Annotated in this window: 15 protein-coding genes; 6 read left to right on the forward strand and 9 right to left on the reverse strand. The window is 44.7% G+C overall.

What is annotated here, in order from left to right; all coding sequences use genetic code 11:
* Positions 1-2: 2 nt before the first annotated feature.
* Positions 3-974 (forward strand): divergent polysaccharide deacetylase family protein, encoded by a 972-nt coding sequence (locus AL515_RS00645; RefSeq protein ID WP_061066825.1) that lies wholly within the window; start codon positions 3-5, stop codon positions 972-974.
* Here the strand turns inward: AL515_RS00645 and AL515_RS00650 are convergent.
* Complete coding sequence (locus tag AL515_RS00650) at positions 961-1,995, reverse strand: glycosyltransferase (protein WP_048213707.1); 1,035 nt, start codon at positions 1,993-1,995, stop codon at positions 961-963. The two genes, AL515_RS00645 and AL515_RS00650, sit on opposite strands and share 14 nt — an antisense overlap.
* Positions 1,996-2,246: 251 nt before the next feature.
* On the opposite strand from AL515_RS00650, the gene rfaY reads away from it, so the two are divergent.
* Positions 2,247-2,933, forward strand: a complete 687-nt coding sequence (rfaY, locus tag AL515_RS00655) for a lipopolysaccharide core heptose(II) kinase RfaY (RefSeq protein WP_061066826.1) — start codon at positions 2,247-2,249, stop codon at positions 2,931-2,933.
* Between the two features lie 67 nt (positions 2,934-3,000).
* Here the strand turns inward: rfaY and tdh are convergent, their stop codons facing one another.
* From tdh to AL515_RS00670, 3 genes are all read right to left on the reverse strand, one after another.
* Entirely contained in the window at positions 3,001-4,026 is a 1,026-nt protein-coding gene (tdh, locus tag AL515_RS00660; protein ID WP_005120462.1) for an L-threonine 3-dehydrogenase, read from the reverse strand.
* Between the two features lie 9 nt (positions 4,027-4,035).
* Entirely contained in the window at positions 4,036-5,232 is a 1,197-nt protein-coding gene (gene kbl, locus AL515_RS00665) for a glycine C-acetyltransferase (RefSeq protein ID WP_061066827.1), read from the reverse strand.
* Positions 5,233-5,385: 153 nt separating this feature from the next.
* Positions 5,386-6,537: a glycosyltransferase gene (locus AL515_RS00670; protein WP_061066828.1), complete on the reverse strand. Its 1,152-nt coding sequence runs from the start codon at positions 6,535-6,537 to the stop codon at positions 5,386-5,388.
* 303 nt (positions 6,538-6,840) lie between these two features.
* Here AL515_RS00670 and rfaD point away from each other — a divergent pair, with 303 nt between their 5' ends.
* From rfaD to rfaC, 3 genes are read left to right on the forward strand one after another with little or no spacing between them, the layout of a single operon-like run.
* Positions 6,841-7,773, forward strand: coding sequence for an ADP-glyceromanno-heptose 6-epimerase (gene rfaD, locus AL515_RS00675; protein WP_003827312.1), 933 nt, complete (start codon positions 6,841-6,843; stop codon positions 7,771-7,773).
* A gap of 12 nt (positions 7,774-7,785) precedes the next feature.
* Complete coding sequence (gene rfaF, locus AL515_RS00680; RefSeq protein WP_048213711.1) at positions 7,786-8,832, forward strand: ADP-heptose--LPS heptosyltransferase RfaF; 1,047 nt, start codon at positions 7,786-7,788, stop codon at positions 8,830-8,832.
* Positions 8,833-8,835: 3 nt separating this feature from the next.
* Positions 8,836-9,795 (forward strand): lipopolysaccharide heptosyltransferase RfaC, encoded by a 960-nt coding sequence (gene rfaC / locus AL515_RS00685; protein ID WP_061066829.1) that lies wholly within the window; start codon positions 8,836-8,838, stop codon positions 9,793-9,795.
* A gap of 128 nt (positions 9,796-9,923) precedes the next feature.
* Here the strand turns inward: rfaC and AL515_RS00690 are convergent, their stop codons facing one another.
* From AL515_RS00690 to AL515_RS00710, 5 genes are all read right to left on the reverse strand, one after another.
* Positions 9,924-10,694 carry a glycosyltransferase family 25 protein gene (locus tag AL515_RS00690; RefSeq protein WP_048213713.1) on the reverse strand — a complete coding sequence of 257 codons (771 nt, stop codon included), beginning with the start codon at positions 10,692-10,694 and terminating at the stop codon, positions 9,924-9,926.
* A 127-nt stretch (positions 10,695-10,821) separates the two neighbouring features.
* Positions 10,822-11,619: a lipopolysaccharide core heptose(I) kinase RfaP gene (gene rfaP, locus AL515_RS00695; protein WP_048213714.1), complete on the reverse strand. Its 798-nt coding sequence runs from the start codon at positions 11,617-11,619 to the stop codon at positions 10,822-10,824.
* Complete coding sequence (locus tag AL515_RS00700; RefSeq protein ID WP_061066830.1) at positions 11,612-12,736, reverse strand: glycosyltransferase family 4 protein; 1,125 nt, start codon at positions 12,734-12,736, stop codon at positions 11,612-11,614. The genes rfaP and AL515_RS00700 overlap by 8 nt, the downstream gene beginning before the upstream one ends.
* Before the next feature lie 21 nt (positions 12,737-12,757).
* Positions 12,758-13,762, reverse strand: coding sequence for a lipopolysaccharide core heptosyltransferase RfaQ (rfaQ, locus tag AL515_RS00705; RefSeq protein ID WP_061068779.1), 1,005 nt, complete (start codon positions 13,760-13,762; stop codon positions 12,758-12,760).
* Between the two features lie 280 nt (positions 13,763-14,042).
* Positions 14,043-15,293 carry an O-antigen ligase family protein gene (locus AL515_RS00710; RefSeq protein WP_061066831.1) on the reverse strand — a complete coding sequence of 417 codons (1,251 nt, stop codon included), beginning with the start codon at positions 15,291-15,293 and terminating at the stop codon, positions 14,043-14,045.
* Positions 15,294-15,603: 310 nt separating this feature from the next.
* Between AL515_RS00710 and AL515_RS00715 the strand changes: the two genes are divergently transcribed.
* Positions 15,604-16,593, forward strand: coding sequence for a glycosyltransferase (locus tag AL515_RS00715; protein ID WP_053065239.1), 990 nt, complete (start codon positions 15,604-15,606; stop codon positions 16,591-16,593).
* The last annotated feature ends 36 nt before the right edge of the window (positions 16,594-16,629 follow it).

Consider the following 16,629-nt stretch of genomic DNA (forward strand, 5'->3'; position numbering starts at 1 on the left):
TTTTGCCTCAGTTTCGTCGTACTTTGCTCTCACTCGCCAGCCTGCTGGCATTCGCAATACCTGTTTTCGCCGGCAAACTTGCTATCGTCATTGATGATTTCGGCTACCGTCCGCACACAGAAAATCAGGTGCTGGCAATGCCTTCCACTGTCTCTGTTGCCGTTCTGCCAAACGCGCCACATGCGCGTGAAATGGCGACTAAAGCGCATAACAGTGGACATGAAGTGTTGATCCATCTGCCGATGGCTCCACTGAGCAAGCAACCGCTGGAAAAAGACACGTTACGCCCGGAGATGAGCAGCGAAGAAATTGAACGGATTATTCGCGACGCGGTAAGCAAAGTGCCGTATGCAGTGGGACTGAATAATCACATGGGGAGTGCGATGACGTCCAGCCTGTTCGGCATGCAGAAGGTGATGCAAGCTCTGGAACGCTACGACCTCTACTTCCTCGACAGTATGACCATCGGCAACAGCCAGGCCATGCGCGCGGCGGCAGGAACCGGAGTGAAGGTCATCAAACGCAAAGTCTTCCTCGACGATACACAAAACGAAGCCGATATTCGCCGTCAGTTTAATCGTGCAGTCGATCTTGCTCGCCGTAACGGGTCAGCGATTGCCATCGGGCACCCCCACCCTTCTACGGTACGAGTGTTGCAGCAGATGCTGTATAGCCTGCCAGCCGATATTACGCTGGTTCGTCCGAGCAGCCTGCTTAATGAGCCGCAGGTAGATACTTCCAGACCTAATCTCACTCCACCGAGAAACGGTACGCCAGATGCGCCGCGTAATCCTTTCCGCGGGGTGAAATTATGCAAGCCGAAGAAGCCGTTAGAGCCGGTTTACGCCAGCCGATTCTTTAGCGTGCTAGGAGAAAGCATCACACAAAGCACGCTGGTGCAGTATATGAGACTGCAGTGGCAAGGCTGGGGGAACACATCTTCACCCAGCACCATGAACGCTAACGTAGATTAAGCGCTTTTCGGGCAATACGCGAAGGCGTTGATTTTTTATCGCGCCATTTCCATAGACGGAATGACCATAGCAGTGCCTGGTACAATACTTTGGCACTGCGGACGTTAGTTATCATGCGCTTATACATACCAGAGACAAAAATCTCTGCGATCATACGCTGACGAATATGCACATCCTGTTCTTTACGGACTGCATGGCATACGCGCAATGCTTCATAGGTAACTTGCTGATGAAATTCCGGATAAATAGTAATCCGATCGGCATATTCACGATTCAACCTATCCAATAACCGCGTAATTTTAATATAGTGCCGCTGGTAGTTGAGATTTTTTAAACCTTGTCGTTTAAGACGGCTGATTGATTGATCATGTAAGAAGTATTTATATAAAGATTGCTCGGTATATCGCACTCGTACAGCGTTAAACATAAACTCCGTCGTCCAGACAATATCCTGGTGATGTAACCCCGGAATAAATGTTATTTTATTTTTCTCAATAACATCCCGGCGATAAATTCCCATCCAGACCACATGTGTCCAGCGGCGTGAAGCCAACGCCATACGTAACCAGTCAGGGCCGGTCAACACCCCCGTAGACCGAAGACGATCCGTCGGTATTGATTGCCAGGTGTGCCCCGTTTCAAGAATGCACCAGTCGGAATTACACTGAGCTAAATCCAGGTCATCCTGAATTGCCATGGTCATCAGGGTTTCGTACATATTGGGATAAACCAGGTCATCGGCATCGACAAATGCAACATAATCCCCTTTGGCCGCTTCCAGGCCACGGTTACGCGCTACGGATGCCCCTGCGTTAGCCTGATGCAACAACCGTACATGGGGATAGTTATCCGCATAATGTTGTGCAATATCAACAGAGTTATCCGTTGAACCATCATTCACAATGATGATCTCTAGCGCAGTCCATGTCTGTGCGATCAAAGATTCCATGCAATCCCGAAAACTATCACCCACGTTATATAACGGAATAATAACACTCAACATATTTGTGCAGTTTCTCATCAGCTAACTAACCCAGGTTTGTCATTACGCTGATGACTTTTACTACAGTTTCATTAAGGAATTATTAAGGTTAGAACGTATTTATGGGCAGAAACGCTGCAGCGAAAGCGTCCGGTTTGAGAAAGATGCCCTGCTACACCTGCGTTCAGCAGGTTGATGATAGCTCAGATCGTCTACATATTGAGGTACACAACCTGTATACTCTATCCCTATGAATTAACGTACTCTATAGGCTGATATTGAGGGAAAAGATGGCCATCAGTAAGACACACGAAAAAGGTTTTACGGTCTATTGCAAAGAGACCAGAAAAGACCTTAAGTCACTGATGAATAAATACATCAAAAAAGAAATCAGTGGCAAACCGCTGAGCAGTGGTAACGCATTGCGCAGCGTGGAGTTGGTCGAGTACAACTCACAAAAATTTATCATCAAAAACGACCGTGAAGTTGATCCACGATTTGAGAAAAAATTACAGAACTTTACCTCCGGCCCTTTCTATTCCCGACTGATCAGGAAGCTGGACAGGCTCCCGCCGGAAATGCGCATCTGTACTGCCGATCTCTACTATGCTGCTGAGAAAACACGTTTTCGCCAGTGCCATGATGTTTATACTATTCATGAATATATTGAAGGGGTTCCTTTAAGGGAAATTAACCAGCAGAATGCTGACGAGGTAAAGCAATGCGTACTGCGTCTTCACAAGGCCGGACTGGCATCAAATGACATTCACCCAGGGAATTTCATTCGCACACCAACGGGTGAGTTAAGGATTATTGACCTGTCCTGTAAGGGAAATATGAAGGTCTGCCAGGCAAATGACATTCTGGCATTACAACGAAAATATAATATTAACGTTAAAGGCAGAGGGTTAATTTATAAACTCATCCTGCTTAAAGAAAATATAAGATCGTTATCCAGAAAGATCCGCGGAAAATAAAATCTATGGTTTATACGGCCAGATAGCGATATCTGGCCGTAATTAACATTGAATGCACCTTGCGCATTCAATCCCAGCTCAGGATCACTTTCCCTGACTGGCCTGAACGCATCGCGTCAAAGCCCTGCTGGAATTCATCGATGGAGAATCGATGGGTGATGATCGGCGACAAATCCAGACCAGACTGGATCAGTGCAGCCATTTTGTACCATGTCTCAAACATCTCACGACCGTAGATACCTTTAATAAACAGTCCTTTAAAGATAACTTTCGTCCAGTCGATGGACATATCAGATGGCGGAATACCCAGCATAGCAATACGGCCACCGTGATTCATGGTGTCCAGCATGGTGCGGAACGCTGGCGGCGCCCCAGACATTTCCAGACCCACATCGAACCCTTCGGTCATCCCCAGCTCGGCCATCACGTCGGTCAGGTTCTCTTTCGAGACGTTGACTGCGCGGGTAATGCCCATTTTACGCGCCAGCTCCAGACGGTACTCATTAACATCTGTAATCACTACGTGGCGAGCACCAACGTGCTTCGCTACCGCTGCAGCCATAATGCCAATCGGACCCGCACCGGAAACCAGCACATCTTCGCCAACCAAATCAAACGACAGCGCCGTGTGTACCGCGTTACCGAATGGATCGAAGATGGAAGCTAAATCATCGGAGATATTGTCCGGGATTTTAAAGGCGTTAAACGCCGGGATCACCAGATATTGTGCAAAACAGCCTGGACGGTTTACGCCGACACCGGTGGTATTGCGGCACAGGTGAGTACGGCCACCGCGGCAGTTACGGCAATGTCCGCAGGTAATGTGGCCTTCACCGGAAACGCGATCGCCGATTTTGAAGCCTTTAACTTCCTGGCCGATGCCAACAACTTCACCGACATATTCATGCCCTACAACCATTGGAACCGGGATGGTTTTTTGCGACCATTCATCCCAGTTATAAATGTGAACGTCAGTCCCGCAGATGGCTGTTTTACGGATTTTAATCAGCAAATCGTTATGGCCGACTTCCGGTTCAGGAACGTCGGTCATCCAAATGCCTTCTTCCGCTTTCAGTTTGGATAACGCTTTCATTTCACATCCTCAGGCAATAACGCCCAGTTGTTTACCAATGCGTGTGAACGCGTCGACTGCACGCGTAATCTGCTCAGGGGTATGTGCCGCAGACATCTGGGTACGAATACGCGCCTGGCCTTTTGGAACCACTGGATAAAAGAATCCAGTAACGTAAATCCCCTCTTTTTGCAGTTCGCGGGCAAACGCCTGCGCAACAACCGCATCACCCAGCATTACCGGAATAATCGCGTGATCGGCCCCTGCCAGCGTGAAGCCTGCTGCGGACATTTGCTCACGGAATTGACGCGCATTCGCCCACAGACGATCGCGCAGGTCGCTACCCGCCTCAACCATCTCCAGCACCTTAATGGAAGCAGCAACAATTGCCGGAGCCAGTGAGTTAGAGAACAAATACGGACGGGAACGTTGACGCAGCCACTCAACAACTTCTTTACGTGCCGCAGTGTAACCACCAGATGCGCCGCCGAGTGCTTTGCCCAGCGTGCCGGTGATGATGTCCACACGACCCATCACGTCACAGTATTCATGGGAGCCACGACCATTTTCACCGACAAAACCGACGGCATGGGAATCATCAACCATGACCAGCGCATCATATTTGTCTGCCAGATCGCATACGCCTTTCAGGTTAGCGATAACGCCGTCCATAGAGAACACGCCATCGGTGGCGATCAATACGTGGCGGGCGCCTGCTTCACGCGCTTCTTTCAGACGCGCTTCCAGTTCCTGCATATCGTTGTTGGCGTAGCGGAAACGCTTCGCTTTACAAAGACGAACGCCATCAATGATAGAAGCGTGGTTCAGAGCATCAGAGATAATGGCATCTTCTGCGCCCAACAGCGTTTCAAACAGGCCGCCGTTGGCATCAAAACAGGAAGAGTAAAGAATGGCATCTTCCATACCCAGGAATGCCGCCAGTTTTTGCTCCAGTTGCTTATGGGTGTCCTGAGTGCCACAAATAAAGCGCACCGAGGCCATACCAAATCCGTGAGAATCCATACCCGCTTTTGCCGCTGCAATCAGTTCCGGGTGGTTAGCCAGCCCTAAGTAGTTGTTCGCACAAAAGTTAATAACATGGCTTCCGTCAGCCACGGTGATATCAGCCTGCTGAGCAGACGTAATAATGCGCTCTTCTTTAAACAACCCCTCCGCGCGTGCGGTTTCCAGATCGTTCGTTAACTGCTTATAAAAATTCCCACGCATTGCAATTCTCCAGACTGGGCAAATTTCAGCACATATTACCCAATGCTATTGGTTTGTACGAGATGACTCATCATGACTTGTCTAAAATGCAGCATAAATCACGTGTACCCACATAACCTTTCAGGAATGACAGACCTGGCATCACAACCTGACTTACGTTGTCGCGTCATCAATGGTCTGAGACGCTGATGACGGTGCCAGAGTAAATCCTGCCATAGCAAAGGCCTTATTAACCTTAATGATATAGTTATCTTCGTAGAATTCCTCAATCGCCTGCTGAATCTGTTCGCCGGCAGGCAACGCTTTTCCATCAACAATCCCTTGTAGCAAGGAAACAAATTTTTCCGGTTCATCAGTAGGGTATAAATTACCGTTTATCCCTTCTTTGATAATGTCTGCAGGCCCCGTTTCGCAATCAGAGCTAATGGCATAAACACCGTGAGCGCTGGCTTCAGCCAAAACCATACCAAAACCTTCAAAGTGGGAAGTTAATAGTAAACAGGTAATATTTTTTAGCGTATTTTGAATATATTCCCACGGTGATTTCTGCCAACCATGCCAGTGAATGTTATCGCTAATCCCCAGTGTTTTTGCCAGTGCAACTAGTGTCTCAACATCCTGGCCGGTGCCGATAACGTCCAGAGACCATGCTCCTTGCAGCTCCGCCAATCCATTGAAAAGTCCTCGAACATTCTTTTGACCATCGGCAACAACCCTACCTACATAGACAAAGCGGGCATGATTCTTAGGTGTAGGAATACTGACATCATGCCGAGTAACAGGATTGAATATCGTCGCGATACGCTGTCTGTCTATGCCCATTTCAACAAGTTGTCGGGTTATTCCAGAGCTGATGGAAAGATAATAATCAGCTTTATTTATATATTTTATTTTCTTCTTGTAATTATTTTTATAAAAATCAAATATTGAAAAATGAAACCATGAAAATATCTTAACCTGCTTGTGAGAATATTTTCTTGCAACGTGGCAGATATAGCATGAAAGTGTATCCAGAGATATAATTATATCAGGAGATTCCCGATTGATGATTTTTCGTAAGGAATAAGCAAAACTCAACCGTCTTAATTTCGTTATTTTTATATTAGAAGAAAGACGACAATAGCGCTGCCCTGCAAGCCACTCATCATTGACATGACCGCCATTATTTTTCTTAAGAAAAACAAAAGAGATATCGATATCGGGGCTTTGCATTCGCAGCAGCTTCACCAAATTAAGGCAAACGGTCTCTGTCCCTCCAAGTCCACTGATCTCGTAACCTGTAATAATAATTTTTTTTAGTTGCATATATGATTTTCATTCCAGCGACTATTGTCAGTCCCAACACAGTGCTCTACCTTGCTTATTGATTCGTTGATGGCTCCGAAAAAGCCGACACCGCGCACTTGAACACTCATTCACGACGTGAATCATACACCACTCTGCCTAAACCATTTCAATCAAGAATGTAAACAATGAAAGCAATAACCAACACAAATTCCGCACGCCACATGACGCGACGTACTGCTGAAGCCGAAGCCATGTAGTGATATGATTAGAGGTATTCGTGTCTGAGATTGTCTCTGACTCCATAATTCGAAGGTTACATTTATGATCATCGTTACCGGCGGCGCGGGCTTTATCGGCAGCAACATCGTTAAGTCCCTGAATGACAAAGGCATCACCGATATTCTGGTGGTGGACAACCTGAAAGACGGCACCAAGTTTGTGAATCTGGTGGATCTGAATATTGCTGACTATATGGACAAGGAAGACTTCCTGATCCAGATTATGGCCGGGGAAGATTTTGGCGATATCGAAGCGATTTTCCACGAAGGCGCATGCTCTTCCACCACCGAGTGGGATGGCAAGTATATGATGGACAACAACTATCAATACTCCAAAGAGCTGCTGCACTACTGTCTGGAGCGTGAAATTCCTTTCCTGTATGCCTCTTCTGCAGCAACGTACGGCGGTCGTACCTCTGACTTCATCGAATCTCGTGAATATGAGAAGCCGCTGAACGTCTATGGCTACTCAAAATTCCTGTTCGACGAATATGTACGCCAGATCCTGCCAGAAGCAAATTCTCAGATCGTTGGCTTCCGTTATTTCAACGTCTACGGACCGCGCGAAGGTCACAAAGGCAGCATGGCGAGCGTCGCTTTCCATCTCAATACTCAGCTCAATAACGGCGAAACACCCAAGCTGTTCGAAGGAAGTGAAAACTTCAAACGTGATTTCGTCTATGTCGGCGATGTTGCAGCAGTAAACCTGTGGTTCCTGGAAAACGGGGTTTCCGGCATCTTTAACCTCGGTACTGGTCGCGCAGAGTCTTTCCAGGCCGTCGCGGATGCCACGCTGGCATACCACAAAAAAGGCAGCATTGAGTACATTCCGTTCCCGGAAAAACTGAAGGGCCGCTATCAGGCATTTACTCAGGCGGATCTGACTAACCTGCGCGCTGCGGGCTATGACAAGCCGTTTAAGACCGTTGCTGAAGGCGTAACGGAATATATGGCCTGGCTGAACCGCGACGCTTAAGGCAGGCAATCTATGAGGATTCTGGTGGTTGGCCCGTCCTGGGTGGGCGACATGATGATGTCGCAAAGTCTCTATCGCACGCTCAAGGCGCGCTATCCCCAGGCCATAATCGACGTGATGGCACCTGCATGGTGCCGTCCGCTGCTGTCGCGTATGCCTGAAGTCAACGACGCCATCGCCATGCCGCTGGGACACGGCGCGCTGGAGATTGGCGAGCGCCGCAAACTGGGCCACAGTTTGCGTGATAAACGCTACGATCGCGCGTATGTCCTGCCGAACTCGTTTAAATCCGCACTGGTACCCTTCTTCGCGGGTATTCCTCATCGTACCGGTTGGCGTGGCGAAATGCGCTATGGTCTGCTGAACGATGCGCGTGTGCTGGATAAAGATGCATGGCCGCTGATGGTCGAACGCTATGTGGCCCTGGCCTACGATAAAGGCGTGATGCTGTCGGCTAAAGATTTGCCGCAGCCTCTGCTGTGGCCACAATTGCAGGTCAGTGAAGGTGAAAAGTCTCTGACCTGTAGTCAGTTCTCCCTTTCTGCCGAACGCCCCATCATCGGTTTTTGCCCTGGTGCGGAATTTGGTCCGGCGAAACGCTGGCCACACTACCATTATGCTGAACTGGCAAAACAGCTGATCGACGAAGGTCATCAGATTGTGCTGTTTGGCTCGGCAAAAGATCATGAAGCCGGAAATGAAATCCTGGCAACGTTAAGCGTTGAGCAGCAGGCCTGGTGTCGTAATCTGGCGGGCGAAACGCAGCTGGAGCAGGCCGTTATTCTGCTCGCCGCCTGCAAAGCCGTGGTCACCAATGACTCCGGTTTGATGCACGTGGCTGCCGCACTAAATCGTCCGCTGGTCGCTCTGTATGGCCCTAGTAGCCCGGATTTCACTCCACCACTCTCCCACAAAGCTCGCGTGATTCGCCTGATTACGGGCTATCATAAAGTGCGTAAGGGGGATGCTGCACAAGGGTATCACCAGAGCCTGATTGACATCACACCTCAGCGCGTACTGGAAGAACTGAATGACCTGTTGTTACAAGAGGAAGTCTGACGGATGCGGGTTCTGATCGTTAAAACATCGTCAATGGGCGATGTACTGCATACGTTGCCCGCATTAACAGATGCGCAGCAGGCCATTGCGGATATTCAGTTTGATTGGGTAGTGGAAGAAGGGTTTGCTCAAATCCCCTCCTGGCATCCGACCGTTGACCGTGTGATCCCGGTGGCGATTCGCCGCTGGCGTAAAGCCTGGTTTTCCGCCCCCATTAAAGCTGAGCGCAAAGCTTTTCGCGAGGCGGTGCGTTTACAGAACTATGACGTGGTTATCGATGCGCAGGGGCTGGTAAAAAGCGCCGCGCTGGTCACACGTCTGGCGCATGGCATTAAGCATGGTATGGACTGGAGTACCGCGCGCGAACCGCTGGCGAGTCTGTTTTATAACCGTAAGCATCATATCGCCAAACAACAGCATGCTGTTGAACGTACTCGTGAGCTGTTCGCGAAAAGTCTGGGATATACCAAATCCCAGTCGCAGGGGGATTACGCTATTGCGCAGCATTTTCTGAATGAACGCAATGCCGATGCAGGGCAGTATGCCGTCTTCCTGCACGCCACCACTCGTGATGACAAGCACTGGCCGGAAGCGAAGTGGCGGGAGCTCATTGGCTTATTAAATCACTCAGAAATACGTATTAAGCTCCCCTGGGGGGCTCCGCATGAAGAAGCGCGAGCCAGACGACTGGCAGAAGGATTTGATTACGTAGATGTTTTACCGCGAATGAGTCTTGGGGATGTAGCCCGGATATTAGCCGGCGCTAAATTTGTGGTATCCGTTGATACCGGATTAAGCCACTTGACCGCCGCACTGGATCGGCCGAATGTTACGCTATATGGCCCTACGGACCCGGGGTTGATTGGGGGATACGGGAAGAATCAGGTCACATGTCGTGCCCCGGAAGGAAAGCTTGCTTTGCTTGAACCCACTCAAGTTTATTCTCACATAGCGCTGCTGTAATTATTCAGGTATCGCAGATATGTTAAATTCGTTCTTATACAGTCGCTTTGCTATTTAACATATCTGCAGCTGACTAAAACTATGCACTATATCGTATTTCATCCACGATTAAGCATTATTGCGTTCATCTACTTCCACCAACATAACCCAAGAATAATTCGTCGGGCATGCCAGTATGAGGATGAAATTTTACGTCTGAAAAGTGATTTCTGCTTTTTCTTGTGACTCTTTATCTCTTTACGTTCTTTCTCTAACCAGCTCCCGGACAACTCTTCAGGATGATGGACAAAGTTTGCCAGGTATATATCAGAAAAATATCCCTGACGCATCAGATATGCCCATTCATCTATGATGAAAAAGTTATTTTCAAAACGGGAAACAAGTTTTTGAGCAGTTACCGAATTCATCAAATAACCGCAGGCTCGCAAAACATATCCATGACCAAATATGACTTTGCCGAAGGTCTGGCCACCAATTTTTTTGAGTTTAAGCAAATTTAAGACAACTTTATTCTTATACCTTAAACCATCTTGCCCACCAAGTAGGTATAACGCATCTTTATTGAGAACACTTTCATCAATTGTCGATATAAATTCCTTAAAATTCTGATCGATTATTGCGTCATCCTCAAGAATACAAACCCAATCTTGTCCACTCTGCCCAAACTGTTTAAATGCCTTCATATGGCTTAGTGAGCAACCCAGTTCACCATCAGTAGGCGTATGGTTTTCCCTGTGCTGAAAGTCAGTTAACGGTATCTTGCGCTTTTCTTCGGCAGACAAATTTTTCCCATAGATAGCATCAACGAACGAATACTCGATATTTAATTCATTCATTATATCTGATACGCGTTTTCGTCGGGCATCGTCAAAAGGAAGCGAAATGACCAGCACGTACATGAGTTCAAACCCTCTAATATAATTAAGCCAGCACAGTCATCGTGAAATAAAGGTTAACAATTGCTGGCCAGCTGAATAAACTTAATTAACTATTCTATGTAGCTATACAAAGTCTATTATTTCATATTTATAGTTTATTCTTTGATGTATGATTAATAATTTTATCAGTTTTTTTTGCATAGGTTGCAAAGAGATCAGACTCATCACGAATAATTTTATTAATGTCTTTTTCAAAGTATATCTTCAAAAATCTGAAGTAGTCTCTTTGCGTTAACCCGATGTTCAACGAGGAGAAGTACAAACCAATCAGATCTTTATTGCGCCAACGAACAGGAACCGCATTTCTTATCTGAGCTCGGTGCAGATCAATAACCGACAGTTTGAACGTATTATCCTCAAAATTGGCCGGTTGATGCAATAAGAAGTGGCAGAGATAGCAATCACGGTGATTAACGCCTCCCTGATGCATTCTTCTGACCATAATGGCAAGACGCTCAATTAATGCCATTTTAATTTTCCGCGAAGGTGGATTCACCAACCAATCTGCACAATAGTCTTCCAGGCTAACCGCCGGGCTCAGATCTTCAGTTATAATAAATGAGATACGGTTGAGCGGATTTATACCTTGTTGCCCGAAACCAACACCGTGCATTGTATCAACATCCAGTTCCTGCAAACGGTGTATAGCATTCCATTCTCTATCAGCTCCGAGTACCGGCAAACGTAAAGAGAACAAGTTTTTGATAACTTCCTTCAGTTTAGTTCCCTGGTGCCATTTCAGGAAATAGCTTTTACCTGCAATCTCAAACCTTATCGTTCTACGCGTTTCGAGCTGTCTAAATGTTTCTCCCTGCAGCTTCTGCACTTCAGAAAAAGCATCTTTCCCTTTCCACAAGGATAAAAATGGTTCTTTTAATTCAACCATGGGCACCACCTATAATAATATCAGCTGCTTTCTCAGGTAGACTATAAAGGTCTTGAGTATCAGCAAAGTGTCGTGCATTCTTTTTCCATGCATTTCTCTGCTCTGAGTCAGTTAAAGAAAAATAAACAGCTTCATTTAATAATTTTTGTTCAAACGGTTCATCAATAACAATGCCGCACTCAGCATCTTTAATATAATGAGCATATCCGCAAACTGCCGTTGTTATGACAGGTAAACCTGCTGCAATTGCTTCAACCAGCACGATCCCTGCGGCTTCCTGGTATGCCGGATGAATCAATAGATCGGCCGCTGCCATTAACTCTGAGACATCATTACGGCCAGGGAAGAACTTGATATTGTCAGCAACACCATACTCTGTTGCCAGCTTTATATAGCGATCAGGCTTATCCTGACCCACAACAAATAGAATCGTTTGTTTGCGGACAGCTTCCGGTAAGGAAGCAATCGCCTTGATAGTTCTGTCGACACCTTTACGGGTAAAATCAGAACCGATTTGTATAATTAAATACTGGGAATCACTGATATCATTTTCTTTCCTGAAGCTAGCTCTGCAATTTGCTGCCTGAGAGCTGTATTTTCTGTCAGGATAAATCCCCGGCGGAAGGATATGGAAACGCGTTGACTCAGTATGATAGTGCTTCTGAAAATCCGCAATTTGCTTATCTGTTAGCATCAACAGCTGTGTTGATTTTCCCTCAGCAAATGTTGCTTTCTCAAAGGCGGCATAATGTCGGTATCGTGGTGTCAGACGATAGAGCAAACCTTTTTCTTGCGCGACTTTTTCTGCGTAGCAGACATCAGCAGCATAATAAACATCTAATCCAGGCATTTTATTGAACCCAACAACCCGATCTGCTGGATTACTCTCAAGATGTTTACTTACCCACCGATGATACTCAGCATTTTTCCCGTTGTTGGAGCATGACCTCACAGGAACAATGATGATCTCCAGGCTGTCTGGAATATTTCCTTGCCATGATTGTGTGTAAACCCGAACATGATGTCCACGTGATGCGACTGTCGACGCTATACGCAAAAAATCACGCTGTAACCCACCAAAAGGGAAATATTTATACAAACAGAAAGCAATAACCATTTTATATATCCGGATGCTTTATTAGTCGAGTTTAGGTAACCGTGACGCTATGGCTGCAATCACGTCTTCCGCAGGTATAGCAGATAAATATTTCTTACTTCGATCAAGTTTTTCACGCACTGGCATTGGTTGGTAATCACCAGCCCAAAATTGAACCACATCATCAGACCATGGTCGCCAGGCGATATGATCGGTGGCGCCGAAAAGGCAAATGATGGGGGTTTTAACAGCTGCAGCAATATGCATCGGGGCAGAGTCGACACCAATAAAAAGTACAGCATGATCAATTAATGCAGCAAGCTCAGGGAATGTTGTCTTCCCGGCAATTTCAGTTAAAGGTTTGGTTTCACATGCCCTGGCAATCTCATCGACGCAGGCAATATCGCTGGCACCGGGTCCAGAAGTCAGTACAACCTGATACCCCAAATGATGTATCGCATCAATAACCAGGGAGAATCTATCATTCTCCCACGACTTGAATTCTTGTCTCGCCGTAGGCTGTATAACGACATACTTCTGGGTATCAACCTGAGGAAGTTTTTTCCGAACAGATTGCCAGACTTGCTCACCATAAACCATTTTCAGTACCGGGACTGATTCTTTTAAATTTAATGGCATCAACACAGACAAATTGCGTTCAACCCAATGCTCGCCACTTAGAGGAACGTGATGAGTAAAACTGTCGCGCCAGAATTTTTTATTTCTGTGCGAGAAATCATGTGTCAACTTTATTGGGCAATCCAAACAACGACACAATAAAGCAACTATCCACTGATCGGTAAGATTGACCACTAAATCATAATGATTGCCACGTAGTACCTTGATCAGCGCTAAGAAATTTTTTGCTTTCTCAAAAGCAGAGCTCTTTTTATTTTTTATGCCATACAAAGCATGGATATCGGGGTTTTCAGATAAAATAGGAATGGTATCTTCGTAGAGTAGAACATCAATATCAGCATCAGGATAATTTTTTTTAAGCGTGCTGATGACCGGTGTGGTTAGCAACATATCGCCGTGAAAGCGCATTTTTATTACCAGGATCTTTTTCACACTATACCCTTTCAGGTTATTGTTAATTTTCAAATCACGCTACCGCCCCAGGCTCAACAGCTACCTGTGTACTGCAGATCACACCATCTTATTTTATCGCTTATATTATACCACTATTCACTTGACAATTCGATATCTATGGAAATTTTCTATGTGAATTAGAGGAAAATTAATATTTACAATATATGAGACTATTTATCATATTATGAAAATTGAGCCTATATTCTCAACGACATCACATAGGCTCATTTTGATGTTAATTTGTTATTTTTCCTGGCTCATTTTTGCCATACAACATCAGGATGGCTATGCTGTATAATAAAAAGACATTTATGAACATCTTTTCAAATAAACAATATACCAGAATATAGCCAACAAGAGAGCACAGTAATGAAATGCTAAAAATATCTTTTTGGCTTCTGGCTCGGATATATATGTCTTTAAATGTAATGAAAAAAGCCGCAGTAAATAAGAAGAGACCAATAGCCCCAACATTATAAAGAATTATCATAAAAAACGGTTCATCTATATTATAGCCGTTATTTCGCTCAGAATATACCCCGCCATTTTTCGGCGCATTATGGTCCTCTAAATACTGATTGTATGTAGAATTCCCATATCCAATACCAAAGATGGCATTGTTGATATTCTCCATTACTAAAGGGAAACGGTCTAAGATGATTTCATCACGACTGGATGTGACGTTATTCATTTGCAGAGTTTGATCGACTTTCATTTTTACCTGACCCACTGTGTTGTAGGCCCCGATAAGCAAAGCAGCCATTATAAATAGCAAACCACAGGTAGCAGCCATAAATCTCTTGATGGTTTTACTCACCAGAAATGAAATCAGGAAAATCTCTACAACAACTGCCAAGATCCCTGCGCGGCTCCCGGTGTATGATAAAAAGACGAATGCAAGCGCAGAAATGATATATAATACTGTTTTCAGGAAGTGATTCTTGAATAAAATCGCTCCTGTTAATACAAAAGGAAATAGCATAACAACATAGAATGCGAAACCATAGCGAAGCTGTAGATACAGTTCCTGCGGGTTATTTTTTATAATTCTTAAAATCGGCACTACTAAGACAACATAGGATAGAGTAAGTATCGCCCCAATGACAAAGACCTGTCTCAGTGAGGTTATATGCTTACTGAATGCTCCAAAAAATAACATCATCACTAACGGGTAACGCCAGTCTTTTATCAATATGATAAAGGCATCAAGAGATTTATCTTCATAGGTGAAAAATACAATGCAAAAAACACACCACAACGTGAAGAGTAACAATAGTTTTCTCTTCTGCATGAGATCGAGCACAATGTTTTTAATATCTATTTTATTGGCTTTAATATAGTAAATAGATAAAACTACAGCGAGCAAAGAGGTCATATTTAGCACCCCTTGATTATCTATCGTAAATAACCCAAAAATCATTAAAACCAATACAACTTTGCTTAAAATCAAGATATTACCATTTTGACTGTATCTTACTTGATTCATAAAATTCAAATCTCACTTCTTCAAATTGCCTTGTTAATCAACGACAAACACTCGCTAGCACGATTTATGGGGCATATCTTATTATATAACATCGTAAAAATCCCCCATTAATTTTAGTCTCTTCCTCTCACTGTGTACCCTCAATCTAATCACAAAAATATTTTCACATAACATAATGATTAATAAAGAAATTTAATCACCAAGTATCTCTTTCCTTCCTTTACAGTTTGTTCTATTCTATGCCGACAGGAGCGCCATTTTGTCTTACATAAACACGCGTGCACTCTGAAAGAATCAAAAGGAAAAAGATGTGAAAGAAAATATAATAAAATATATTAAGAATGCACATATTGAAAATGACGATAAAAAAAACACATGTATCAATATTACCTATGGCGCTGACAGACCCTTTCTTTACGGTACGGGCGTTTCAATTACATCGGTACTTTTAAATAATCGGGACCTGAACTTCCATTTCCATATTTTCACTAATTATCTTGACGAACATCAACTTCATCTTTTTTCTGTCCTGGCAAGCCAATATAATACCCGCATTACGTTTTATGTACTGGATGATAATGAATTAAAAAATCTACCTACTGCATCTAAGGCATGGAATTATTCAATCTATTTCAGACTTATTGCAATCGATTACTTTGCCGATAAGCTCAGCAGCATCATATATCTTGACTCTGATATTATATGTAAAGGAAGCCTTGCCTCGTTACTCACGGAAGAATTTAATGGCAATGTATTAATGGCTGTCCATGATAGCTTTGTCGATACATCTGCTGTTGCCGGCATAAATCCAGGCCGGTACTTCAACTCAGGCTTCATGTATTTTAACCTTCCAGAATTAAAAGATACTAATTTGACGCTGCAAGTCATTTCAAAGGTTAATGAAAACCGTTTCTCACATCCCGATCAGGATGCGTTGAACGTCCTCTTCAATGATCACGTAAAAATCCTGGACCATAAATTCAATTCATTCTTTAACATCGATACGTTAGCCAGGAAAGGGGGTGATGCCTTTAAAATCACATCACAAACGGTATTCATTCACTATGTCGGCGTCACTAAACCCTGGCATGACTGGGCACAATATTATGCTGAAGTCGAATACTTCAAAATAGCCAGAGAGAATTCGCCGTGGAAAGATATTCCTTTATTGGCACCCACTACGTATAAACAGCTATCACGAAAAAGCACACATTTAAAACACAATGGGCAACTCTTCGGTGCTTTTATTTTCTATGTAAAGTATTTAGTTAAGAAATACCAAACACAGAAAAAACGCTAATGCATTGATATTATTGTCTTTTAGGAATGGTTATGT

The sequence above is a fragment of the Citrobacter sp. FDAARGOS_156 genome (assembly GCF_001559235.2).
Taxonomy (GTDB): Bacteria; Pseudomonadota; Gammaproteobacteria; order Enterobacterales; family Enterobacteriaceae; genus Citrobacter; species Citrobacter youngae.

Bases quoted from the DNA above. Each gene is read 5' to 3' on its own strand.
- AL515_RS00650 (WP_048213707.1), bottom strand. From the start codon at position 1,995: ATGAGAAACTGCACAAATATGTTGAGTGTTATTATTCCGTTATATAAC.
- rfaY (WP_061066826.1), top strand. From the start codon at position 2,247: ATGGCCATCAGTAAGACACACGAAAAAGGTTTTACGGTCTATTGCAAA.
- tdh (WP_005120462.1), bottom strand. From the start codon at position 4,026: ATGAAAGCGTTATCCAAACTGAAAGCGGAAGAAGGCATTTGGATGACC.
- kbl (WP_061066827.1), bottom strand. From the start codon at position 5,232: ATGCGTGGGAATTTTTATAAGCAGTTAACGAACGATCTGGAAACCGCA.
- AL515_RS00670 (WP_061066828.1), bottom strand. From the start codon at position 6,537: ATGCAACTAAAAAAAATTATTATTACAGGTTACGAGATCAGTGGACTT.
- rfaD (WP_003827312.1), top strand. From the start codon at position 6,841: ATGATCATCGTTACCGGCGGCGCGGGCTTTATCGGCAGCAACATCGTT.
- rfaF (WP_048213711.1), top strand. From the start codon at position 7,786: ATGAGGATTCTGGTGGTTGGCCCGTCCTGGGTGGGCGACATGATGATG.
- rfaC (WP_061066829.1), top strand. From the start codon at position 8,836: ATGCGGGTTCTGATCGTTAAAACATCGTCAATGGGCGATGTACTGCAT.
- AL515_RS00690 (WP_048213713.1), bottom strand. From the start codon at position 10,694: ATGTACGTGCTGGTCATTTCGCTTCCTTTTGACGATGCCCGACGAAAA.
- rfaP (WP_048213714.1), bottom strand. From the start codon at position 11,619: ATGGTTGAATTAAAAGAACCATTTTTATCCTTGTGGAAAGGGAAAGAT.
- AL515_RS00700 (WP_061066830.1), bottom strand. From the start codon at position 12,736: ATGGTTATTGCTTTCTGTTTGTATAAATATTTCCCTTTTGGTGGGTTA.
- rfaQ (WP_061068779.1), bottom strand. From the start codon at position 13,762: ATGCGCTTTCACGGCGATATGTTGCTAACCACACCGGTCATCAGCACG.
- AL515_RS00710 (WP_061066831.1), bottom strand. From the start codon at position 15,293: ATGAATCAAGTAAGATACAGTCAAAATGGTAATATCTTGATTTTAAGC.